Here is a 21,959-nt window from a genome sequence, read left to right as displayed (position 1 = left end):
GGCCACGCTCGGCCCCGGTCGCTCAGCCGTCGCGGCCCGGGCCGCGACGGCGCATGCCGAACCAGACCGCGCCCCCGCCGACCACGGCCAGGGCCGCCGCGAGGCCGGCGATCAGCGCGGTGTGGGAGTTCGCGCCGGTCTCGGCGAGGCCGGAGTCGCCGACCGCCGGGGGGACACGCCGGCCGGGATGCCCGCGGGGGCGGGGCTCGACGGGGAGGCCGACGGGGCCGGGGGAGCCGGCTCGGCCGGGGCGGACGCGGTGGTGGACGGCGTCGGCGTCGGGGCCGGGGAGTCCGGCGGTGTCGTGCCGGCGGCCGGCGTCGGGGCGCCGGTCGCGGTCGCGCAGGGGGTGGACGGTGTCACCAGGTCGGGCTGGACGTCCTGGTCGACCTGGAGGCCGGCCGTGACATGGACCCGGTACGTCGTGCCCGGCCTCCAGTTCGCCGGGAAGACGGTCCGGACGCCCTGCCCCGATCCCTTGACCGGCCGCTCGCCGGCCTTCGTCCCGACGCCTCCGGCGCTCTTGAGGAAGACGCCGACGGCGGCGTCGGTGGCGGAGGGGTCGGTGTCGGTGACGACGATGACACCCCTGCCGCCGTCGCGGCCGGCCGCGGCGGAGAAGTCCTCGATGGTGCACGCGAGAGCGGAACCGGCCGGGCCGAGTATCAGGGCCGCCGATCCGGTGGCGACGCCCAGAACGCTCGCGGAACGGCGGACGCTACGGCGAGTCATGGACAACGTTTGTCCTTTACAGAGAGCAAGTGCGGGGGGTGGAGGGGGAGCCGGGGGCGGCGGAACACGGTGTCCGGACCCCGGCTCCCCGGGAGGCTCACAGATCTATAAGCGCACCGCGAGAAGTGTCAACGCGCGGTCCCAGCACGGCCGTTGGCTTTGCCCGCTTATTGATCGCCCCGATGTTTGGGCGGGCCGCCGGAGGCGTACCCGCGCCCGGCGGTTCAGGGGCCTCAGCGGCTCAGGGGCAGGGCCGACAGCGCGGCGATCGCCAGGACGAGCGGGCCGCACAGGGCCGGCAGGGCGGCGGCGCGCAGGGCCGCGGCCCCGCGCAGCAGGGCGGGGCGGGCGCCCAGGCGGAGCAGCGCGGCGGTGGTGGCGGCGCGGTGCTGGCGGGCCTCGACGGCCACGGTGAACAGGGTGGCGAGCGTGGAGCCGCCGACGACGAGCGCGCCGAGGGCGGACAGCGGGCCGAAGGCCGGGGCCGGGCCGCCGGACAGCGCCATCAGGGCGCACCCGGCGGACGCCACCGCGCAGACCACGCCGAGGGGACGGCCGATCCGGGCGGCCTCCGCCATGAGGCCCCGGCCGGCCAGCAGCCGCAGCGCACCCGGCCGCCCGGCCTGGAGGAGCCGCCCGCACAGATGGGTGAGCCCGGGGCCGGCCAGCACCAGCCCGGCAGCGGTGAGGAGCCAGCCGAGGAGGACGGCGAGGGCGGGGGCCGGGGCGGAGCGGCCGGCGTAGGACTGCGCGGCCAGCCCGGCGGTGACGAGGGCCACGCCCCAGGGGAGACCGGCGGGGGACCGCACGTCGGTGTCCGGAAGCGGTGCCGGGGACTCGGGGCCGGCCGCGGTGTCCGGCGCCGGTCCACCGCCGTCCGCGCCCGCCCGTCCCCGCGGCTCGCCGGGGGCGGTCCCCGCCACCCCGGCGGTGGCACCGTCCGTGGCGCGCGGCTCGGCCGCGGCCCCTGCCCGGGCGGCGGCCCGCGCCCTGAAGCGTCCGTACGCCCCGAAGGTCTCCGTGCCCGGCGCGCCGCCAAAGGCCCCGAACCGGCCGAACCGCCGCGCCCCCCGGGCCGCCGGGCCGGGATCCCGCGGACGGAGCGCCACGGCCACCGCCGCCGTCGCGGTGACCGGGAGCACGGTCAGCAGGGTCATGGCCGCCGGGACCGGGAAGGGCAGGCCGGCGGCCAGGACCCCGGCCGCCGCCCCGTCGAACGGCAGGCCCGCCAGGTCGCCGCGCAGATGCAGGAAGAACAGCAGGGCCAGCAGCGAGCCCAGGGTGCAGGACAGGGCCGTCGTCAGCGCGGAGACGGCCATGAGCCGGGCCGGGCCGAGGCCCACGGCGGACAGGCCGGGGCGCGGCCGGGTGCCGGGGTCGGTGCGGGCCACCGCCAGCGCCAGGTACACCGTGGCGGCGAGCGGCACCGCGCACCAGGCCAGGCGCAGCGCGGCGGCGTCCGCGGCCTCCGGGTGCTCCAGCGCGTGGGCGAGGCTGGACAGCAGCAGCAGGCCGGTGCCCGCCGAGGCCGCGGCCACCAGCAGGCGGCGCAGCTGGACGGCGGGCCGGGCGGCGCGGGTCAGGCGGAGAGCGAGCACGCCGCCCGGCCTTCCGCGTCGGGAGCTTCCGGCAGGTGCACGGTGTGCACCCGGCGCCCGTCCAGCAGGGCCACCGTGCGGTCGGCGAGGGCGGCGGTGTCGGGGTCGTGCGTGGCGAGGACGACCGTGATGCCGTGCGAGCGGGCCGCCGTGGTCAGGGTGCGCAGCACATGGGCGCGGTCGGCGCGGTGCAGCGGTGCCGTCGGCTCGTCGGCGAACAGCACCTGCGGCCCGCCGGCGAGCGCGCGGGCGATGGCGACGCGCTGGCGCTCGGCGTGCCGCAGCGCACGCGGGCGGCAGCGGGCCCGGTCGCCGACGTCGAGGCGCTCCAGCCACTCCAGCGCGCACACCTTGGCCCGGCGGCGGGGGGTGCCGCGCAGCATCAGCGGGAGCGCGGCGTTCTCCCAGACGTTCAGCTCGGGGACGAGGACGGGCTCGGGGTCGATCCACCCGAAGCGCTCCCGGCGCAGCCGCTCGCGGGCCGTGGGGCCGAGGGTGTGCACGGGGGAGCTGTTGAACCAGACCTCGCCGGTGCACACCGGCACCAGACCGGACAGGCAGCGCAGCAGGGTCGTCTTGCCGCTGCCGCGCGGTCCGCTGACGGCGAGGATCTCGCCCTGCCGCACGCCGATCGAGACCCCGGCCAGCCCGGGGGAGCCGTCGCGGTGCGTGAAGTGCAGGGAGCGTGCCCAGAGCACGTCGTTGTCCGGTGGGGCCTCCATGGCGTACACCTCGGTTCTGATCCGTTTCCCTGTGCCCGCCCCGCCATGTGGGGGAACGAAGGCTGGGCCGATCGGTCACTGGCACGCTAGGCAGGTCCCGGACGGGAGCCCGGACAGCACGCGGCCCCGGGCCGCCGTTCTCACTCGAACGGACGGCGCCGGGGCCGCGTGCTGTCATCCGGTCGGATGATCAGAGCTTGGTCCACGCCTCCGTGAGGGTGGCCCGCAGGATCTGCTCGATCTCGTCGAAGGTCTCCTGGGTGGAGATCAGCGGCGGAGCGAGCTGGACGACCGGGTCGCCGCGGTCGTCGGCACGGCAGTACAGGCCGTTGTCGAACAGCGCCTTGGAGAGGAAGCCGTACAGGACGCGCTCGGTCTCCTCCTCGTTGAAGGACTCCCTGGTGTTCTTGTCCTTCACCAGCTCGATGCCGTAGAAGAAGCCGTTGCCGCGGACGTCGCCGACGATCGGCAGGTCGTGCAGCTTCTGCAGGGTCTGCAGGAAGGCGCCCTCGTTGTCCAGCACGTGCTGGTTGAGGCCCTCCCGCTCGAACAGGTCGAGGTTGGCGAGGCCCACCGCGGCGGAGACCGGGTGGCCGCCGAAGGTGTAGCCGTGCAGGAAGGTGTTGTCGCCCTTGTAGAACGGCTCGGCGAGCTTGTCGGAGATGATGCAGGCGCCGATCGGGGAGTAGCCCGAGGTCATGCCCTTGGCGCAGGTGATCATGTCCGGGACGTAGCCGAACTTGTCGCAGGCGAATGTCGTGCCGAGGCGGCCGAAGGCGCAGATGACCTCGTCCGACACGAGCAGGACGTCGTACTTGTCGCAGATCTCGCGCACGCGCTGGAAGTAGCCGGGCGGCGGCGGGAAGCAGCCGCCGGCGTTCTGCACCGGCTCCAGGAAGACCGCGGCGACGGTGTCGGGGCCCTCGAAGAGGATCTGCTGCTCGATCTGGTCGGCGGCCCAGCGGCCGAAGGCGACCGGGTCGTCGCCGAAGAGCGGCGCGCGGTAGATGTTGGTGTTCGGCACCTTGTGCGCGCCCGGCACCAGCGGCTCGAAGGGGGCCTTCAGGCCCGGCAGCCCGGTGATGGACAGGGCGCCCTGCGGGGTGCCGTGGTAGGCGACCGCGCGGGAGATGACCTTGTACTTGGTGGGCTTGCCGGTCAGCTTGAAGTACTGCTTGGCGAGCTTCCAGGCGGTCTCGACGGCCTCGCCGCCACCGGTGGTGAAGAAGACCTTGTTCAGGTCGCCGGGGGCTTCGTTGGCCAGGCGCTCGGCCAGCTCGACGGCCTTGGGGTGGGCGTAGGACCACACCGGGAAGAAGGCCAGCTCCTGCGCCTGCTTGGCGGCGGTCTCGGCGAGTTCCGTGCGGCCGTGACCGGCCTGGACCACGAACAGACCCGCGAGACCGTCGAGGTAGCGCTTGCCCTTGTCGTCGTAGATGTAGGTGCCCTCACCCCGGACGATGGTCGGGACGGGGGAGTTCTCGTACGAGGACATGCGGGTGAAGTGCATCCACAGGTGGTCGTACGCGGTGCGGCTGAGGTCCTTGGTGCTCACGGTTATCGGGTCCTCACGGTTATCGGGTTCCCCACATGTAGGTCTGCTTCTTGAGCTTCAGATAGACGAAGCTCTCGGTGGAGCGCACGCCGGGCAGGGCCCGGATGCGTTTGTTGATGACGTCCAGCAGGTGGTCGTCGTCCTCGCAGACGATCTCGGCGAGGATGTCGAACGAGCCCGCGGTCATCACCACGTACTCGACTTCCGACATGCCGGTCAGCGCGTCCGCGATCGACTCGACATCGCCCTCGACGTTGATCCCGACCATCGCCTGCCGGCGGAAGCCCACGGTCAGCGGGTCCGTCACGGCGACGATCTGCATCACGCCCTGGTCCAGCAGCTTCTGCACGCGCTGGCGCACGGCCGCCTCGGACAGGCCGACGGCCTTGCCGATCGCGGCGTACGGCCGGCGGCCGTCCTCCTGGAGCTGCTGGATGATGGCGAGGGAGACGGCGTCCAGCTGGGGACTGTTGCCGTTCCTGGACTCGCGGGACGAGTCCCTCTGGTCTGCGCTTCGACTGGCCACGACCTCACTGTGCACCAGGTCTCGACAGTTTTGCAAGGTCTGAGCGATGAAATCCGTTGTTTCGGAGACTCGACCTTGCGGATTTCGCAGATGAAGCGCCGGTGGGGGTGTTGAAAACGTGGGTGCGGCGATTAGGGTGGGTGTCTCAGCGAGTGGACAGCCAGAACCAGATCAGGAGGCCGGCAGTGAGCACCGAGCTGCGTCGTCTGCGCAACTACATCGACGGTGAGTTCCGGGACGCCGCCGACGGACGGACCACCGAGGTGGTCAACCCCGCGACGGGCGAGGCGTACGCGACCGCGCCGCTGTCCGGGCAGGCGGACGTCGACGCCGCCATGGAAGCCGCCGCCCGCGCCTTCCCCGCCTGGCGCGACACCACCCCCGCCGAGCGGCAGAAGGCCCTCCTGAAGATCGCCGACGCGTTCGAGGAGCGCGCCGAGGAACTGATCGCGGCCGAGGTGGAGAACACGGGCAAGCCCGTCGGGCTGACCCGCTCCGAGGAGATCCCGCCGATGGTCGACCAGATCCGCTTCTTCGCGGGCGCCGCCCGGATGCTGGAGGGCCGCTCGGCCGGCGAGTACATGGAGGGGCTGACCTCGATCATCCGCCGTGAGCCGGTCGGTGTCTGCGCGCAGGTCGCGCCGTGGAACTACCCGATGATGATGGCCGTGTGGAAGTTCGCCCCGGCCATCGCGGCGGGCAACACGGTCGTGCTCAAGCCGTCGGACACCACCCCCGCCTCCACGGTGCTGATCGCCGACATCATCGGCTCGATCCTGCCCAAGGGCGTCTTCAACGTCATCTGCGGCGACCGCGACACCGGCCGGATGATGGTCGAGCACCCCGTGCCCGCGATGGCGTCGATCACCGGCTCCGTGCGCGCCGGCATGTCCGTCGCCGAGTCCGCCTCCAAGGACGTCAAGCGGGTCCACCTGGAGCTGGGCGGCAAGGCCCCGGTCGTGGTCTTCGAGGACACCGACATCGCCAAGGCCGCCGAGGACATCTCCATGGCGGGCTTCTTCAACGCCGGCCAGGACTGTACGGCCGCCACCCGCGTCCTCGTCCACGAGGCGATCCACGACGAGTTCGTGGCCGCGCTGGCCAAGGCCGCGGCCGAGACCAGGACCGGGCAGCCGGACGACGAGGACGTCCTCTTCGGCCCGCTGAACAACCCCAACCAGCTGAAGCAGGTCGCGGGCTTCATCGAGCGCCTGCCGGCCCACGCCAAGGTCGAGGCGGGCGGCCACCGGGTCGGCGACAAGGGCTACTTCTACGCCCCGACCGTCGTCTCCGGCCTCAAGCAGGACGACGAGATCGTCCAGAACGAGGTCTTCGGCCCGGTCATCACCGTGCAGTCCTTCACCGACGAGGACCAGGCCGTCGAGTACGCCAACGGCGTCGAGTACGCCCTCGCGTCCTCGGTGTGGACCAAGGACCACGCCCGCGCGATGCGCCTGTCCAAGAAGCTTGACTTCGGCTGCGTGTGGATCAACACGCACATCCCGCTGGTCGCCGAGATGCCGCACGGCGGCTTCAAGAAGTCCGGCTACGGCAAGGACCTGTCGGCCTACGGCTTCGAGGACTACACGCGCATCAAGCACGTGATGACGTCTCTGGACGCGTAGGCACCGCGAACGGCGGCACGGCCCCGGACGGGTCTCACCTTCCCGTCCGGGGCCGTGCCGTGTCGTTGCCCCGGCGGGGTGATCGACAAGGTGTCGGACCGGCGTCCGAGCGCTCGACGCAGCGTCGATTGCCGCTCCGGGCGGCGGAACGGCATCCTTCCGGGGTGTCCCAGACTGTGTCCCAGACTTCCTCCCGCACGTCCGCGCCGTCCCGCCGTTCCCTCCTCGCCGCCCTCGGCACCGCCGCCGCGCTCGGCGCGCTGGCCGGGTGCGGGGTGCCCGCCGCCTACGTCAGGCCCGGTGACCGCTCCGCGGCCGACGAGTCCGCGGCCGACAAGAGGCTGACCTGGGCCAACTGGCCGCTGTACATCGACACCGACGACGACGACCCGGGCCGGCGGCCCACCCTGGACGGGTTCGGCAAGCGCACGGGGATCTCCGTCGACTACGTCGAGGAGATCAACGACAACGACGAGTTCTTCGGCAAGATCAGCCCCTCGCTGATGAGCCACCGGTCCACCGGCCGCGACCTGATCGTCATCAGCGACTGGATGTGCGCCCGGTACGTCCGGCTGGGCTGGGTCCAGGAGATGGACCGCGCCCACCAGCCGAACGTCGCGCGCCACCTGGACCCGCTGCTGCGCTCGCCCGCCTTCGACCGGGGCCGCCGGTTCACCGTGCCGTGGCAGTCCGGGATCACCGGCATCGCCTACAACCGTCGCAAGCTCGGCCGGGACATCCGGCACGTCGAGGACCTCTGGGCGCCCGACCTCAAGGGACGGGTGACCCTGCTGTCCGGCCTGGACGAGGCGTTCGCGCTGCTCATGCAGGGCGACGGAGTCGACATCACCCGCTGGACCACGGACGACTTCCACCGGATGTGCGACCGGATCGAGCGGGAGGTGCACCGGGGCCAGATCCGCCGCTTCACCGGCAACGACTACACCAAGGACCTGGTCAGCGGGGACGTACTGGCCTGCCAGGCGTACTCCGGCGACGTCATCCAGCTCCAGGCGGACAACCCCGACATCCGCTTCGTCGTCCCCGAGGAGGGCGCCGAGCTGTGGTCGGACTCGCTGATGATCCCCGACCGGGCCCGGCACAAGGCCAACGCCGAGCGGCTGATCGACTACTACTACCAGCCCGAGGTCGCCGCGAAGCTCGCCGCCTGGGTCAACTACGTCTGCCCGGTCCCGGCCGCCCGGGAGGTGCTGGCCGCCGACGCGGACAAGGAGACCGCGGCCCTCGCCGACAACCCCCTGATCTTCCCGGACCCCGTCATGCGCGAGCGTCTGGCCGTCGCCCGGGACATCGCCTCCACGGAACGCCCGGAGTTCACCCGGCGCTGGAACGGCATCGTGGGCCTGTGAGCCGACGGCCGGCCGCCGCACCGCGCCGTCACCGGGCAGGATGAGCCCATGGTCACGGACAAGGACAAGGGTTTCCCGCTGCCGCGCGGGGCGACGGGTCTCCTCGGCCCGAAGGACGCCGGTCCGCTTCCCCGGACCGACCCTCGGACGTTCCGCACGGCTCTGTACGCGGCCGCCCGGATCGCCGGGGGCACGGTGGGCGAGGTGGAGGAACAGAGCCGTCCCCGCAGCTTCCACACCGCCTCGGTCCTCGACGGCGCGGGCGAGACCGTCGTCCTGTGCCACGCCCACCACCCGTGGATCGCGTTCGCCCCGGAACGCCGGAACTGGTACGACGAGGAGTTCCTCGCACCGCCCTCCTGGGCCCCCGTCTTCGCCGACGCGGGCTTCACGGTGCTGGACCGCGAGCGGCTCACCACACCGCTGTCCGCCGTGGACACCTCGGCCCTGACCCGGGACGAGTGGCGCCACATCCGCCTCTACCACCTCACCACGCTGGGCGGGGTGCTCTTCAACGCCTGGGACTGACGCCCCGCGACCGCCTCGCCGCCGTCACCCCCGCTCGTCCAGCGCGCGGCCCACCGTGGCCGCCGCCAGCCGGACGGCCGGGGCGAGGCGGGCGGAGCGGATGGCCGATGGGGTGGTCAGGGCCACCGCCGCCACGGGTGTGCCGGCCCGGAACACCGGGGCCGCGAAGGAGAGTTCACCCAGGCGGTGTTCCTCGTGGGCCTCGGCCAGGCCGGTCGCGCGGACGCGGGTGAGCTGGGCGCCGAGCGCCCCGGGGGCGGTGACGGTGTGCCGGGTGTGCCGCTCCGCGCCGGCGGGGACGGGGAGCAGGCCGTGGGCCAGCAGGACCTTGCCCGCGGCCGTGGCGTGCGGCGGGAGCCGGGCGCCGGTCACCAGGCACAGGGCCGTGCCGTCGGCGGGGATCACCACGTCCGCGTGCCCTCCGGTGCGCGCGGTCAGGATGCGCAGCGCCGGCAGCGCGGTCTCCAGCAGACCGCGCGGGCAGGGGGCGGCGGCACCGAGCGCCCGGATCCGGGTGCCGAGGCGGTAGGAGCCGTCCGCCCCCCGCTCCAGCCCGCCCCAGGCCACCAGTTCCCGGACCATGCGCAGCGCGGTCGGCACGGGCAGGCCCGTGCGGTGGGCGATCTCCGTCAGCCGCAGCGTGACCGGCGCGTCCGCGAACGCGTCCAGCACGGAGAAGACCCGCCCCGCGACGCTCTCGGCCATCCGTCCTCCGCCCGTCCCGCCCGCGTTTTCGCTCAGTGAAAGCCGGGCGTTGCCGCCGTCCGGCGCCGCCCGCCAGGGTCAACGCATGACCCTCGATCTCTCTTCCGACGACCTGCTGTCCACCACCCGCGCCGTCCGCCACCGCCTCGACCTCACCCGTCCGGTGTCGCGCCGGCTGCTGGAGGAGTGCGTGGACCTCGCCGTGCAGGCGCCGTCCGGACGCAACCGGCAGCGCTGGCACTTCGTCATCGTCACCGACCCCGCGCGGCGGGCCGCCCTGGCCGACGTGTGGCGCGCCGGGGTGGCCACGCCCGGCACCGCCGAGCCGTTGCCGGAGCGGGACGTGCGACGGGCGTCCGTGGCCCGGATGGACCGGGTCTACTCCGGCACCGCGCACCTGTACGCCCACCTGCACGAGGTTCCGGCGCTCGTCGTGCCGTGCGTGGAGGGCCGTACCGACCACGCCCCGGTCCTGCGCCAGGCCGGCACCTGGGGCTCCATCCTGCCGGCCGTGTGGAGCTTCATGCTCGCCGCGCGGGCCCGGGGCCTGGGCACCTGCTGGACCACCGGCAACCTCGTCGACGAGCGGGAGTCGGCCCGGGTGCTCGGCATCCCGTACGACGACGTGATGCAGGCGGCGCTCATCCCCGTCGCCCACACCCTCGGCACCGACTTCCGGCCGGCTCCCCGCATCCCCCGGGACCGGGTGCTGCACTGGGACCATTTTTGAACATGTTCAATTCCAGGCGTACCCTCCTGTCATGAGCGAGAGAGCCGCCCTGCTCAAGGGCATCCGCGCCTGGTTGGTCCTCTTCGTCGTGTGCCTCGTGCTCAGCGGGGCCACCGCCTTCCCGCTGGTGCACGAACTGCGCTGGACCGAGAGCGCGTTGCGTGCGCTGTCCGTGCCGGAGCACCTGCCCGGGGCGATGGAGTGGATCGTCCGGGTGCGGCAGGGGCTGGACACCGCCGACGCCGAGTACCCCTTTGTCCTGTACGGCACCGACTGGCTGGCCTTCGCCCACCTCGTCATCGCGGTCGCGTTCTACGGCCCGTACCGCGACCCCGTCCGCAACATCTGGGTGATCGAGTTCGGGATGATCGCCTGTGCCGGGATCATCCCGCTCGCCCTCGCCTGCGGACCCGTCCGGGGCATCCCCTTCTGGTGGAGCCTGATCGACATGTCCTTCGGGGTCTTCGGCGTCGTTCCGCTCCTCCTCGTCCGGAAGAAGATCAAGCGGCTGGAGGCGCTCGGCACCCCGCCCGCGCCGTCGGCCGCGGCGCCCGTCAGCGGTTGAAGGCGGGGAGCGCGAAGCGCTCGGTGGCGGCCTGCTGGCCGGGGCCCTTGGCGTCCGTGGAGTTCACCGAGCAGACGAGGGTGCGGGACAGGTCCCTGGTCGCGGCGATCACCGTGACGTAGCCCGGCCGCGCACCGGTCTTGCCCCAGACCTCCTCGCCGTTGATCTCGACCCGCTCCAGTGCCGCGCCGTACCGGGCGCCGGGCAGCTTGGCGGGCGGGGTGAACATCTCCCGCAACTGCGGCTCGGGCACCACCCGGCCGCGGAACAGGCCCACCAGCAGGCGCTCCAGGTCGGCGGTGGTCGAGACGAGGTCGCCGGCCGCGAACCGGTCGGTCATGTTCCACTCGGTCACATCGACCAGCTTGCCGTCGATCCAGTCGTAACCCCGGTTGTGCGGCCCGTGGATCTTGGTGTCCCCGGCGGCGGGGAAGGAACTGTGCCGCATGCCCAGCGGCCGGAAGATCCGCACCTCGGCCTGGTGGGCGTACGAGTCACCGGTCACCTTCTCGATGAGCAGGCCGAGCACGGTGTAGTGGATGTTGCCGTAGGTCTGCCGTGTCCCCGGTGTGTACGCGGGACCCTGGGCCACGGCCTGGGCCACGACCTGCCGGGGCGTCAGCGTCTCGAAGCGGTGCGAGTAGCCCGCCCCGGCCGTGTCGTCGAGGGACGCCCCCGGCTGGAGGCCGCTGGTGTAGTCCAGCAACTGCCGTACGGTGACGGGTTCCGCGAACTTCTCGGTGAGCAGGCCCGGCAGATAGCGCTGCACGGTGCCGTCGAGGTCGATCCGGCCCTCCGCGACCAGTTGCAGCACGATCGCGGCGGTGACCACCTTCGTCACCGAACCCGCCCGGAACCGCCCGTTCTCCAGGGCGGGCGCCCCCGTGCGGGCGTCCCGCACACCGGCCGTGCCCCGCCAGCGGCCGTCGCCGCCCACGCGGAGCAGTGCCGCCGTGGCGTCGTGGTCGGGCAGCCCGGCGAGCGCGGCGGACAGGGCCTCTTCGTCCGGGCCGGGCCTGGTGTCCGGGGCGGGTGTGCCCTCGGCGGAGGCGGAGGCGGAGGCGGTGGCGGGAGCGGCGAACGCGGGCGCGGCCGGCGAACCGGCGACCAGCATGGCGACGAGTCCGGCGGCCACGAGGGCGGTACGGCGGGCAGGGCTGGACGTGCTGGTACCGCTGGTGCGGCGCATGGGGGCTCCTCGAGGAGATCGGGTCCGGCTTCCTGATCATCCTCGGACGGTGGACCGCCGCCCGGATCCTCATCAAGGAGGGGGCGGACCCTTGCGTGACCCCGAACAAACAGCGGGGCAGGTGCGGGAGTTGTCGGGGACGACCCCTACGGGAGGAGGTCCCGAACGGTGTGCCGAGGGCGCGGACGCGCAGGCGATCGCGCCGCCGCCGGAGTCCGCCGGAGTCCGCCGGGGTCAGCGGGAGCGCAGGGTGTGCAGGAGGCCGATCCGGTTCGTCGTGATCGAGTCCACGCCCAGGTCCAGCAGCCTGCCGAGGGAGCGGCGGGTGTCCGGGGTCCACACGGACAGCAGACAGCCGTCGCGGTGCACGCGGGCGGTCAGGTCCCGGTCGACCAGGGAGAAGCGGTAGTTGAGCCAGCGCGGGCGCACGGCGGCGAGCAGCGCCGGGCGGGGCGGGGCCAGGGTCGTCCAGGTCAGGGCGATCTCGGCGGCCGGGTCGGCGGCCCGGAGGGCGAGCGTCGCCTCGGCGCCCGCGCTGTAGTAGACGCGGTCCCGGGCCCCGCTCTGCCGGACCACGTCCAGCGTCCGGGCCACCGTCCGGCGCCCGACCGGCCCGCACAGGTCCACCATCACCCGGCTGTCACCGGTCGCGGCCAGCGCCTGGGCCAGCGTCGGCACCCCGCCGGCCGTCAGCCCGCGCAGCTCCTCGGCGGACAGCGCGGCCAGCGGCCGGTCGACCCCCCACAGCCGGCGCGGCGTCTCGTCGTGCAGCAGCACGGGGACGCCGTCCCGGGTGAGCCGTACGTCGATCTCGACGGCGTCCGCGCCCTGGCCGAGCGCGGACCGCAGCGAGTCGAGGGTGTTCTCACGGAAGCGGTAGGGGTCACCGCGGTGGGCCACGGCGGTCACGGTCTGCATGGGCCCATTGTGTCCGGGCCGTGAGCGGCTTCGGCCTCGGGGCCCGGCGGGAGGCCCGGCGGCAGGCCGATCGGCCCGGGCCCCGGTGCGGGGAGCTCGCGACGGGCGCGGTGGGTCAGCCGGCGAGCCAGGCGGTGGTGTAGTCGTCGATCTCCCGGGCGAGCCGGGCCTTGCCCGCGGTGTCCAGGAAGGAGGCGTCCACCGCGTTCTTCGCGAGCGCGGCGAGGCCCCGCTCGTCCAGTTCCAGCAGCCGGGCGGCCACCGCGTACTCGTTGTTCAGGTCGGTGCCGAACATCGGCGGGTCGTCGGAGTTGACCGTCACCAGCACCCCGGCCCGGGTGAACTCCTTGATCGGGTGCTCCTCCAGGGTGCGGACCGCGCGGGTGGCGATGTTGGAGGTCGGGCACACCTCCAAGGGGATGCGGTGCTCGGCGAGGTACGCCAGCAGCTCCGGGTCCCGGGCGGAGCTGGTGCCGTGCCCGATGCGCTCGGCCCGCAGGTCGCGCAGCGCGTCCCACACCGTCTCCGGACCGGTCGTCTCCCCGGCGTGCGGCACGGAGCGCAGCCCGGCGGCGATGGCCCGGTCGAAGTACGGCTTGAACTGCGGCCGGGGCACCCCGATCTCCGGCCCGCCGAGCCCGAACGACACCAGGCCCTCCGGGCGGACCCGGTCCTCCGTGGCCAGCCGCGTGGTCTCCTCGGCCGCCTCCAGACCCGCCTCGCCGGGGATGTCGAAGCACCAGCGCAGCACGGTCCCGAACTCCGCCTCGGCGGCCTTGCGGGCGTCCTCGATCGCGTCCATGAAGGCCCGCTCGTCGATGCCGCGCCGGGTGGAGGAGAAGGGGGTGATGGTCAGCTCCGCGTACCGCACCTGCTGCCGGGCCAGGTCGCGGGCCACCTCGTAGGTGAGCAGCCGGACGTCCTCCGGGGTGCGGATGAGGTCCACGACCGACAAGTACACCTCGATGAAGTGCGCGAAGTCGGTGAAGGTGAAGTACTCGGCCAGCGCCTCGGGGTCGGTGGGGACCTTGGAGTCGCGGTGGCGCGCGGACAGTTCCGAGACGATGCGGGGGGAGGCGGAGCCGACGTGGTGGACGTGCAGCTCGGCCTTGGGCAGCCCCGCGATGAAGGCGCGCAGGTCGCGGTCGGCGGTGCCGGCGGCGGGTACGGAGGTGGCGGTCAAGGGTTCCTCCCCGGGAACGGCGCCCGTGGACCGCGGTACACGGCCCGGGCGCGGTGATCGGCTGATCGGTGGCGCGGGTTCATCGTAGGCCCCGGGCCGCGGTGTCCCGAGCGGCCCGTAGCATGACGGGACGTCCAGGAGAGGGGTCCCTTCACCATGTCCGACGACGCGCCGCAGACCACGCCGGGGGAGCGGACCGCCGCCCCCGCGCCCGCGACACCGCCGGGCCCGGAGGACTCCGCGACACCCCCGGTGTCCCTGGAGAAGGGGGCGGCGGCGTCGACGGCGGACCGGATACCGGAGCCGACGGCAGCCATGGCGGGCCGAATACCCGAGCCCGCGGAACCCCGGGCGGACCAGGCACCGGCGTCCGCGGCACCGGGCGCGGATGGGACGCCGGTCCGGGACGCGCCCTGGGCCCCCGCCTCCGTCCACGACCAGCGGACCCTCACCTCACCGCCGACGGCCCCGACGGCCCTCGCCGGCACCGCGCCCGCCCCCTGGGCCGGCCCCGCCGACGGCACCGCGTCACCGGCCCCCGCGCCGCACCCCGCCGCGCCCCAGGCCCCCGTCCCGCAGCCGAACCCCTTCGCGCCGCCCACGCCCACGCCGCCTCCGCCGAACCCCTTCGCCCCCCGGAACGCGAGCCCCGCCCCCGGCCCGTTCGCCCCGCCGGCCCCCGAGGCGACGCCCCAGGCGCATCCCTTTGCGTGCCCCGCCCCGAACCCGGCCCCCAACCCCTTCGCACCCCCCGCCTCCTACGCGACCCCCCACCCGTACGCACCCCCCACCCCCCAAGCCCACGCCTTCCCCCCGCCCGCGGGGCCGGGCCCGGTGCCCCCGCCGCCCATCGCCCCCGACGGTCCCGGACAGGTGCCGTACGGCTACCCGGGCACCCTGCCCGCCTACGGCCACCCCGGCCCGCCGCACGCCCCGTACGCCGACGCCGCCTACCTGGTCGGCAACGGCTACGGCTGGCCCGGCATGCAGCCCGCCCCGAGCAACGGCATGGGGACGGCCTCCCTGGTGCTGGGCATCATCTCGGTGATCGGCTTCCTCGCGTGGCCGCTCGCCCTGGTGCTGGGCGTCCTGGCCGTCATCTTCGGAGCGCTCGGCCGGGGGAAGGCGAAGCGCGGCGAGGCCACGAACCCCGGGGTGGCCCTGGCCGGTCTCATCTGCGGGGCGACGGGCATCGTCCTGGTGCTGGGCCTGTTCGCCGTGATCATCGCGGTGTACGGCTGAACTTGCCGGCCCGCCGGTCCTGTGCGCCCCGCGCCGTGCGGCGCACGCGCAAGGGCCCGCCGGTCGCGCACGGGGCAGGCCCGCACCGGAAGTCGCCCCCGCTCGGTGCCGTGCGGTGACTTTCCGGCCCGCAAGCCGGTACCGGCGGCGCGGACCGACACTGCCGGCCGGCCCGAGCCGATCACGGCCGGTCCGAGCCGTCCCGGCCGGTCATGCCACGCCGTTCGCAGTCGTTCAGGCCCCCGCCCCCGCCAACCGCTCCCGCGTCTCCATCAGGGCGAAGCCCAGCAGGTTCAGGCCCTGCCACCGCTCCGGGTCCGCGGCCGCCTCGTCGTCCGCCGCCAGACCTATGCCCCACACGCGGTCCAGGGGGCTCGCCTCCACCAGCACCCGGTCCCCGGTGTTCAGCAGGAAGTCCCGGAGTCCGTCGTCGGCCGCGAACTTGTGCACGCTGCCCTCGACCACGATCCGGAACCGCTCCCGCTCCCAGGTCTCCTCGTCGAAGCCCCGGACCAGCCGCCCCGCCGTCTTCGCCGCCGCGGGATGCTCCGCGGCCAGCACCCGGCGCTCCGCCTCCGCGTCACCGAACAGCCGGGCCTTGCCGGCCATCATCCAGTGCTCGGCCGTCGCGTACTCCACCCCGTCGACCACGAACGGTGACGGCCACCACTGGCTCAGACAGCTCGCGCCGATCCGCCCGTCCGGCCGCGGCCGGTGCCCCCAGAAGCAGAGGTACTTCAGCCGGCGGCCCGCGCGGACCTCCCTGATCAGCGAATCCACCCCGTCGATCCTTCCCATGCACGCGAGTCTGGCACGCACCACTGACACTCCGTCCGTCCTTTCGCCCCCCGACTCGACACCTGGTCGACAGATTCCGTCGCGTAACCAAAAGGCAACAACGGAATCACTTGTTGGTGCCCTATGGCTCTGTCAGGATCGGCACTCAAATCGAGCTGGAGCTACGCCACCCCCCCGGGAGGGGGCGTACGGCGGAGGAGAGCGACATGCACAACCCGGGCACCGCCACCCCGGAACGATTCCCCGCACAGGACCGGTTCGCGGACGGCGCGCAGTTCATCGCCGGCCGGCCGGCCCAGGGCACCTCGGGCCGCCACCACGCCGTGGTCGACCCCGCCACGGGCCGGGAGGTGTACCGCTACGAACTGGCCGGCCCCGACGACGTCGACGCGGCCGTCGCCGCCGCGCACGCGGCGTTCCCGGGCTGGGCCGCCGCCACCCCGGGCGAGCGCTCGGACGCCCTGCACCGGTTCGCCGGGGTGCTCGCCGAGCGCGCCGAGGATCTCGCCCGCGCCGAATCCCTCCAGTGCGGCAAGCCGCTCAAGCTCACCCGCGAGTTCGACGTGCCGGGCACCGTCGACAACACCGCCTTCTTCGCGGGCGCCGCCCGGCACCTCCAGGGGCAGTCCGCCGGCGAGTACTCCGGGGACCACACGTCGTACGTCCGGCGTGAGCCCATCGGGGTGGTCGGGTCCGTCGCGCCCTGGAACTACCCCCTCCAGATGGCCGCCTGGAAGATCCTCCCGGCGATCGCCGCGGGCAACACCATCGTGCTCAAGCCCGCCGAGATCACCCCGCTGACCTCGCTGATGTTCGCCCGGGCGGCCACGGACGCGGGCATCCCGGACGGGGTGGTCAACATCGTCACCGGGACCGGGAAGGAGGCCGGCGAGCACCTGGTCGGGCACCCGGACGTGGCCATGACCTCCTTCACCGGGTCCACCGCCGTCGGCAGGCGCGTCGCCGAGATCGCCACCGCCACCGTCAAGCGGCTCCACCTGGAACTGGGCGGCAAGGCGCCCTTCGTCGTCTTCGACGACGCCGACCTGGAGGCCGCCGCGCACGGCGCGGTCGCGGGCTCGCTCATCAACAGCGGGCAGGACTGCACGGCCGCCACCCGCGCGTACGTGCAGCGTCCGCTGTACGAGGCGTTCGTGGAGCGGACGGCGGCGCTGATGGAGACCGTCCGGCTCGGCGACCCCTTCGCGCCCGGCACCGACCTCGGGCCGCTGATCTCCCATGCGCAGCGCGACCGGGTGGCCGCGTTCGTGGACCGGGCGCGCGCCCACGCGTGCGTGGTCACCGGCGGCGAGGCACCCGGGGGCGAGCTGGCGGACGGTGCCTACTACCGGCCCACCCTGATCGCCGGCGCGGCCCAGGACAGCGAGATCGTCCAGGCGGAGATCTTCGGACCCGTCCTGGTCGTCCTGCCCTTCGACAGCGACGAGGAGGGCCTGCGGCTGGCCAACGACACCCCCTACGGGCTCGCCGCCTCCGCGTGGACGCGCGACGTCTACCGCGCCAACCGGGCCACCCGCGAGATCGAGGCGGGCTGCGTCTGGGTCAACGACCACATCCCGATCATCAGCGAGATGCCGCACGGCGGTTACAAGGCATCGGGCTTCGGCAAGGACATGTCCGCCTACTCCTTCGAGGAGTACACGCAGATCAAGCACGTCATGTTCGACAACACCGCGGTGGCCGCCAAGGACTGGCACCGCACCGTCTTCGGGGACCGCTAGAGACCGACCAGGCCGTCGACCAGGCCGATCCCTCCCGAAAGGGCACCACGCGCATGGAGCAGTACGAGCCCGACCGCCTGACCCCGCCCCAAGCGGCCGCCCTGCGGCGCAGCCTGAGGGGCGGCAGGGCCGCCCTGACCCGCCGGTCCCTGCTGCGGGCCGCCACGGGCGGCGCCCTCGCGGCCGGCGGCCTCGGGACGCTCGCCGCCTGCGGCATCCCGGCCGCGGGCAGGAGCCAGGGCGGCACCTCCGCCCAGGACCACTCGGCCACGGAGAAGGTGGTCAACTTCTCCAACTGGACCGAGTACCTCGACGTCGACGACAGCGGCAAGCACCACCCGACCCTGGAGACCTTCCGCGAGCGGACCGGGATCACGGTCGACTACACCGAGGACATCAACGACAACAACGAGTTCTTCGGCAAGATCAAGCCGCAGCTCGCCGCGGGCCAGGACACCGGCCGGGACATCATCGTCCTCACCGACTGGCTGGCCGCCCGGCTGATCCGCCTCGGCTGGGTCCAGAAACTCGACCCCTCCCACCTGCCGCACGCCTACACCCACCTCTCGGCCCAGTTCCGCGACCCGGACTGGGACCCCGGGCGTGCGTACTCGTACCCCTGGCAGGGCATCTCCACCGTCATCGCCTTCAACAAGAAGGCGCTGGACGGCATCGAGGTGCGCTCGGTCTCCGACCTGCTCGACAACCCGGGGCTCAAGGGGCGCGTCGGCTTCCTGTCGGAGATGCGCGACAGCGTGGGCATGACCCTGCTCGACATGGGCAAGGACCCGGCGAAGTTCACCGACGACGACTACGACGCGGCGATCGCCCGCCTCCAGAAGGCCGTCGACAAGGGCCAGATCCGCCGCTTCACCGGCAACGACTACACCTCCGACCTGGCCAAGGGCGACCTCGCCGCCTGTATCGCCTGGGCGGGTGACGTCGTCCAGCTCAAGGCGGACAGCCCGCACATCGACTTCGTCATCCCCGACAGCGGTTACGTGACGTCGACCGACAACCTGTGCGTCCCCAACAAGGCGCGCCACAAGACGAACGCCGAACGGCTGATCGACTTCTACTACGAGCCGCGGCAGGCCGCCGCGCTCGCCGCGTACATCAACTACGTGACACCGGTCGACGGGGTGAAGCCCTACCTTGCGAAGATCGACCGGGACGCGGCGGACAATCCGCTGATCGTCCCCGACCGGGCCATGCAGGCGAAGTCCCATGCCTTCCGCTCCCTGAGCCAGAAGGAAGAGACGGCCTACGAAGGAAAGTTCGCGAAGCTCACAGGGGCGTGACGACGATGAAGACGACACCAGACAACAGCGGCGACGTCCGCCTCTCCGGTATCTCCAAGACCTACGGCTCCTTCACCGCCGTACACCCGCTGGACCTGACCGTGCCCGAGGGCTCCTTCTTCGCCCTGCTCGGCGCCTCCGGCTGCGGCAAGACCACCACCCTGCGCATGATCGCCGGCCTGGAGGAGCCCACCACGGGCACGATCCGGCTCGGCGACCAGGACGTCACCCACCTGGCACCGTACAAGCGGCCGGTCAACACGGTCTTCCAGTCCTACGCCCTCTTCCCGCACCTCGACATCTTCGAGAACGTCGCCTTCGGTCTGCGCCGGCGCGGCATCAAGAGCGTGAAGAAGCAGGTCGAGGAGATGCTGGAGCTGGTCCAGCTGGGCGAGCAGGCGCGCAAGAAGCCGCACCAGCTCTCCGGCGGCCAGCAGCAGCGGGTCGCCGTGGCCCGCGCCCTGATCAACCACCCCCGGGTGCTCCTGCTGGACGAGCCGCTCGGCGCCCTGGACCTGAAGCTGCGCCGCCAGATGCAGCTGGAGCTCAAGCGCATCCAGACCGAGGTCGGCATCACCTTCGTCCATGTCACGCACGACCAGGAGGAGGCCATGACCATGGCCGACACGGTCGCCGTGATGAACGGCGGCCGGGTCGAGCAGCTCGGCGCGCCGGCCGACCTGTACGAGAACCCGCGGACCACGTTCGTCGCGAACTTCCTCGGCACCTCCAACCTGCTCGAGGCCGAGGTCGACTCCCGCAGCGGCGACGACATCGTGCTCAAGGCGGGCGGCGGCAAGCTGGTGCTGCCCGGCGCCCGGTGTACCGCCCCGGCGACGGCCGGCGGCAAGGTGCTGGTCGGGATCCGCCCGGAGAAGATCTCGCTCACGCACGCCGACGACGCGGGGAGCATCCCGGCCGGCCGCAACCGCCTCACCGGGAAGATCGCCGACGCCAGTTTCATCGGCGTCTCCACGCAGTACGTCATCGACAGCCCGGTCTGCCCGGACCTGTCGGTGTACGTGCAGAACGTCGAGCGCGACGGCCGGCTGGTGCCCGGTGCCGACGTGGTCCTGCACTGGAGCCCGGCCCACACCTTCGCCCTGGACGCGGCCCAGGCCATCGACGCGGGCACCGAGGAAGAGGTCGCCGCCTGATGTCCACGCTCACCGAGGCGCCCCCGCCGCTCAGCCCCGCCCCGCCCGGGGAGAAGCCTCCGCGCCGGCGCGGCCGGCTCACCCCGTACTGGCTGCTGCTGCCCGGCATGCTGTGGCTGATCGTCTTCTTCGCGCTGCCGATGATCTACCAGGCCTCCACCTCCGTGCAGCAGGGCTCCCTGGAGCAGGGCTACAAGGTCACCTGGCACTTCGCGACCTACTGGGACGCGCTGTCCGCGTACTGGCCGCAGTTCCTGCGCTCCGTCGGCTACGCCGCCGCCGCGACCGTGCTGTGCCTGCTGCTCGGCTATCCGCTGGCGTACCTCATCGCCTTCCGCGCCGGCCGCTGGCGCAACCTGATCATGATCCTGGTGATCGCGCCGTTCTTCACCAGCTTCCTGATCCGCACCCTGGCCTGGAAGACGATCCTCGCCGACGGCGGCCCGGTCGTGCACGCGCTGAACACGCTGCACGTCCTGGACGTCACCGGCTGGCTCGGCTGGACGGAGGGCGACCGGGTGCTGGCCACCCCGCTGGCCGTGGTGTGCGGGCTGACGTACAACTTCCTGCCGTTCATGATCCTGCCGCTGTACACGTCGCTGGAGCGGATCGACGGACGGCTGCACGAGGCGGCCGGTGATCTGTACGCCAGGCCCTGGACCACCTTCCGCAAGGTCACCTTCCCGCTGTCCATGCCGGGCGTGGTCTCCGGGACGCTGCTGACCTTCATCCCGGCCACCGGCGACTACGTCAACGCCGAACTCCTCGGCTCCACCGACACGCGCATGATCGGCAATGTCATCCAGACGCAGTTCCTGCGCGTCCTGGACTATCCGACGGCCGCCGCGCTCTCCTTCATCCTCATGGCCGCCATCCTGGCCATGGTCACCCTCTACATCCGCCGGTCGGGGACGGAGGACCTGGTCTGAATGCCCTTCCTCAACTGGCTCAAGCGCCGACTCGTCGTCATCGCGGGACTGCTGACGCTCGCCTATCTGCTGCTGCCGAACGTCATCGTCACGGTGTTCTCCTTCAACAAACCGAAGGGGCGCTTCAATTACGAATGGCAGCGATTTTCCACGGACGCCTGGAAGGACCCGTGCGGGGTCGCCGACATGTGCGGCTCGCTGTCGCTCAGCCTCCAGATCGCCGTCTGGGCGACGGTCGGCGCCACGGCCCTCGGCACGATGATCTCCTTCGCGCTGGTCCGCTACCGCTTCCGCGCACGCGGCGCCGTCAACTCGCTGATCTTCCTGCCGATGGCGATGCCCGAGGTGGTCATGGCCGCCTCGCTGCTCACCCTCTTCCTCAACATGGGCGCCCAGCTGGGCTTCTGGACGATCCTGATCGCCCACATCATGTTCTGCCTGAGCTTCGTCGTCACCGCGGTCAAGGCGCGCGTGATGTCGATGGACCCGCGCCTGGAGGAGGCCGCCCGGGACCTGTACGCCGGTCCCGTGCAGACCTTCTGGCGGGTCACCCTGCCCATCGCGGCACCCGGAATCGCCGCGGGCGCGCTGCTGTCGTTCGCGCTCTCCTTCGACGATTTCATCATCACCAATTTCAACGCCGGCTCGACGGTCACCTTCCCGATGTTCGTGTGGGGTTCGGCGCAGCGCGGAACGCCCGTGCAGATCAACGTGATCGGCACGGCCATGTTCCTCCTCGCCGTCCTGTTCGTCCTGGTCGCGATGGCCGCCGGAAACCGCCGGAACAAGCACAAGGCATAGGCCGTTCTCCTAGGCCCTTTCGGAAAGCCTCTGTAGGGAGTTG

At 72.7% G+C, this 21,959-nt stretch carries 20 protein-coding genes and 1 pseudogene; 11 read left to right on the top strand and 10 right to left on the bottom strand.

Going from position 1 to position 21,959, the window contains the following annotated elements; genetic code table 11:
- Positions 1-22: 22 nt before the first annotated feature.
- From ACZ4W9_RS28135 to ACZ4W9_RS28115, 5 genes and pseudogenes are all read right to left on the bottom strand, one after another.
- Positions 23-732 (bottom strand): annotated as a pseudogene (locus tag ACZ4W9_RS28135) (LAETG motif-containing sortase-dependent surface protein).
- Positions 733-965: 233 nt separating this feature from the next.
- Positions 966-2,330: a hypothetical protein gene (locus ACZ4W9_RS28130; RefSeq protein ID WP_467940445.1), complete on the bottom strand. Its 1,365-nt coding sequence runs from the start codon at positions 2,328-2,330 to the stop codon at positions 966-968.
- Positions 2,312-3,052: an ABC transporter ATP-binding protein gene (locus ACZ4W9_RS28125; RefSeq protein WP_467940444.1), complete on the bottom strand. Its 741-nt coding sequence runs from the start codon at positions 3,050-3,052 to the stop codon at positions 2,312-2,314. Before ACZ4W9_RS28125 ends, ACZ4W9_RS28130 begins: the two co-directional genes overlap by 19 nt.
- A 190-nt stretch (positions 3,053-3,242) precedes the next feature.
- Positions 3,243-4,607, bottom strand: coding sequence for an aspartate aminotransferase family protein (locus ACZ4W9_RS28120; protein ID WP_467940442.1), 1,365 nt, complete (start codon positions 4,605-4,607; stop codon positions 3,243-3,245).
- Between the two features lie 19 nt (positions 4,608-4,626).
- A complete protein-coding gene (locus ACZ4W9_RS28115; RefSeq protein WP_185149123.1) occupies positions 4,627-5,148 on the bottom strand; it encodes an Lrp/AsnC family transcriptional regulator in 522 nt (173 codons plus the stop codon).
- 170 nt (positions 5,149-5,318) lie between these two features.
- Between ACZ4W9_RS28115 and ACZ4W9_RS28110 the strand changes: the two genes are divergently transcribed.
- From ACZ4W9_RS28110 to ACZ4W9_RS28100, 3 genes are all read left to right on the top strand, one after another.
- Entirely contained in the window at positions 5,319-6,758 is a 1,440-nt protein-coding gene (locus ACZ4W9_RS28110; RefSeq protein WP_467940440.1) for a gamma-aminobutyraldehyde dehydrogenase, read from the top strand.
- Positions 6,759-6,934: 176 nt separating this feature from the next.
- A complete protein-coding gene (locus ACZ4W9_RS28105; RefSeq protein WP_467940462.1) occupies positions 6,935-8,128 on the top strand; it encodes a polyamine ABC transporter substrate-binding protein in 1,194 nt (397 codons plus the stop codon).
- Between the two features lie 48 nt (positions 8,129-8,176).
- Positions 8,177-8,656 (top strand): hypothetical protein, encoded by a 480-nt coding sequence (locus ACZ4W9_RS28100; protein WP_467940438.1) that lies wholly within the window; start codon positions 8,177-8,179, stop codon positions 8,654-8,656.
- Positions 8,657-8,680: 24 nt separating this feature from the next.
- Here the strand turns inward: ACZ4W9_RS28100 and ACZ4W9_RS28095 are convergent, their stop codons facing one another.
- Complete coding sequence (locus ACZ4W9_RS28095) at positions 8,681-9,361, bottom strand: IclR family transcriptional regulator (RefSeq protein WP_467940436.1); 681 nt, start codon at positions 9,359-9,361, stop codon at positions 8,681-8,683.
- Positions 9,362-9,446: 85 nt separating this feature from the next.
- On the opposite strand from ACZ4W9_RS28095, the gene ACZ4W9_RS28090 reads away from it, so the two are divergent.
- Together ACZ4W9_RS28090 and ACZ4W9_RS28085 are read left to right on the top strand one after the other, a co-directional pair.
- Positions 9,447-10,091, top strand: a complete 645-nt coding sequence (locus tag ACZ4W9_RS28090) for a nitroreductase family protein (RefSeq protein ID WP_467940435.1) — start codon at positions 9,447-9,449, stop codon at positions 10,089-10,091.
- Between the two features lie 31 nt (positions 10,092-10,122).
- A complete protein-coding gene (locus tag ACZ4W9_RS28085) occupies positions 10,123-10,656 on the top strand; it encodes a hypothetical protein (RefSeq protein ID WP_467940433.1) in 534 nt (177 codons plus the stop codon).
- On the opposite strand, the gene ACZ4W9_RS28080 is transcribed toward ACZ4W9_RS28085, so the two are convergent.
- From ACZ4W9_RS28080 to ACZ4W9_RS28070, 3 genes are all read right to left on the bottom strand, one after another.
- Positions 10,646-11,845 carry a serine hydrolase domain-containing protein gene (locus tag ACZ4W9_RS28080; protein WP_467940431.1) on the bottom strand — a complete coding sequence of 400 codons (1,200 nt, stop codon included), beginning with the start codon at positions 11,843-11,845 and terminating at the stop codon, positions 10,646-10,648. The genes ACZ4W9_RS28085 and ACZ4W9_RS28080 overlap by 11 nt on opposite strands.
- 234 nt (positions 11,846-12,079) lie before the next feature.
- Entirely contained in the window at positions 12,080-12,763 is a 684-nt protein-coding gene (locus ACZ4W9_RS28075; protein WP_467940429.1) for a glycerophosphodiester phosphodiesterase, read from the bottom strand.
- A gap of 115 nt (positions 12,764-12,878) precedes the next feature.
- Positions 12,879-14,084 (bottom strand): adenosine deaminase, encoded by a 1,206-nt coding sequence (locus ACZ4W9_RS28070; RefSeq protein ID WP_467940461.1) that lies wholly within the window; start codon positions 14,082-14,084, stop codon positions 12,879-12,881.
- An 18-nt stretch (positions 14,085-14,102) separates the two neighbouring features.
- On the opposite strand from ACZ4W9_RS28070, the gene ACZ4W9_RS28065 reads away from it, so the two are divergent.
- Positions 14,103-15,188 carry a DUF4190 domain-containing protein gene (locus ACZ4W9_RS28065; RefSeq protein ID WP_467940427.1) on the top strand — a complete coding sequence of 362 codons (1,086 nt, stop codon included), beginning with the start codon at positions 14,103-14,105 and terminating at the stop codon, positions 15,186-15,188.
- A 234-nt stretch (positions 15,189-15,422) separates the two neighbouring features.
- Here ACZ4W9_RS28065 and ACZ4W9_RS28060 read toward each other — a convergent pair whose 3' ends face one another.
- Entirely contained in the window at positions 15,423-15,986 is a 564-nt protein-coding gene (locus ACZ4W9_RS28060; protein WP_467940425.1) for an NADAR family protein, read from the bottom strand.
- A gap of 206 nt (positions 15,987-16,192) precedes the next feature.
- Between ACZ4W9_RS28060 and ACZ4W9_RS28055 the strand changes: the two genes are divergently transcribed.
- The 5 genes from ACZ4W9_RS28055 to ACZ4W9_RS28035 are packed head-to-tail and all read left to right on the top strand — an operon-like array spanning position 16,193 to position 21,916.
- A complete protein-coding gene (locus tag ACZ4W9_RS28055; protein WP_467940424.1) occupies positions 16,193-17,728 on the top strand; it encodes a gamma-aminobutyraldehyde dehydrogenase in 1,536 nt (511 codons plus the stop codon).
- 53 nt (positions 17,729-17,781) lie between these two features.
- Positions 17,782-19,029, top strand: coding sequence for a polyamine ABC transporter substrate-binding protein (locus tag ACZ4W9_RS28050; protein ID WP_467940422.1), 1,248 nt, complete (start codon positions 17,782-17,784; stop codon positions 19,027-19,029).
- A 5-nt stretch (positions 19,030-19,034) separates the two neighbouring features.
- Positions 19,035-20,186 (top strand): ABC transporter ATP-binding protein, encoded by a 1,152-nt coding sequence (locus ACZ4W9_RS28045; protein WP_467940421.1) that lies wholly within the window; start codon positions 19,035-19,037, stop codon positions 20,184-20,186.
- The gene (locus ACZ4W9_RS28040) at positions 20,186-21,115 is read left to right on the top strand and encodes an ABC transporter permease (protein WP_467940419.1); all 930 of its coding nucleotides are present in this window, start codon (positions 20,186-20,188) and stop codon (positions 21,113-21,115) included. The genes ACZ4W9_RS28045 and ACZ4W9_RS28040 overlap by 1 nt, the downstream gene beginning before the upstream one ends.
- A complete protein-coding gene (locus ACZ4W9_RS28035) occupies positions 21,116-21,916 on the top strand; it encodes an ABC transporter permease (protein ID WP_467940417.1) in 801 nt (266 codons plus the stop codon).
- Positions 21,917-21,959: the final 43 nt, after the last annotated feature.

Source organism: Streptomyces sp. NPDC029296, assembly GCF_055569255.1.
Note: the sequence above shows the minus strand (reverse complement) of the source record. Positions and strands in the feature narration are given on the sequence as shown.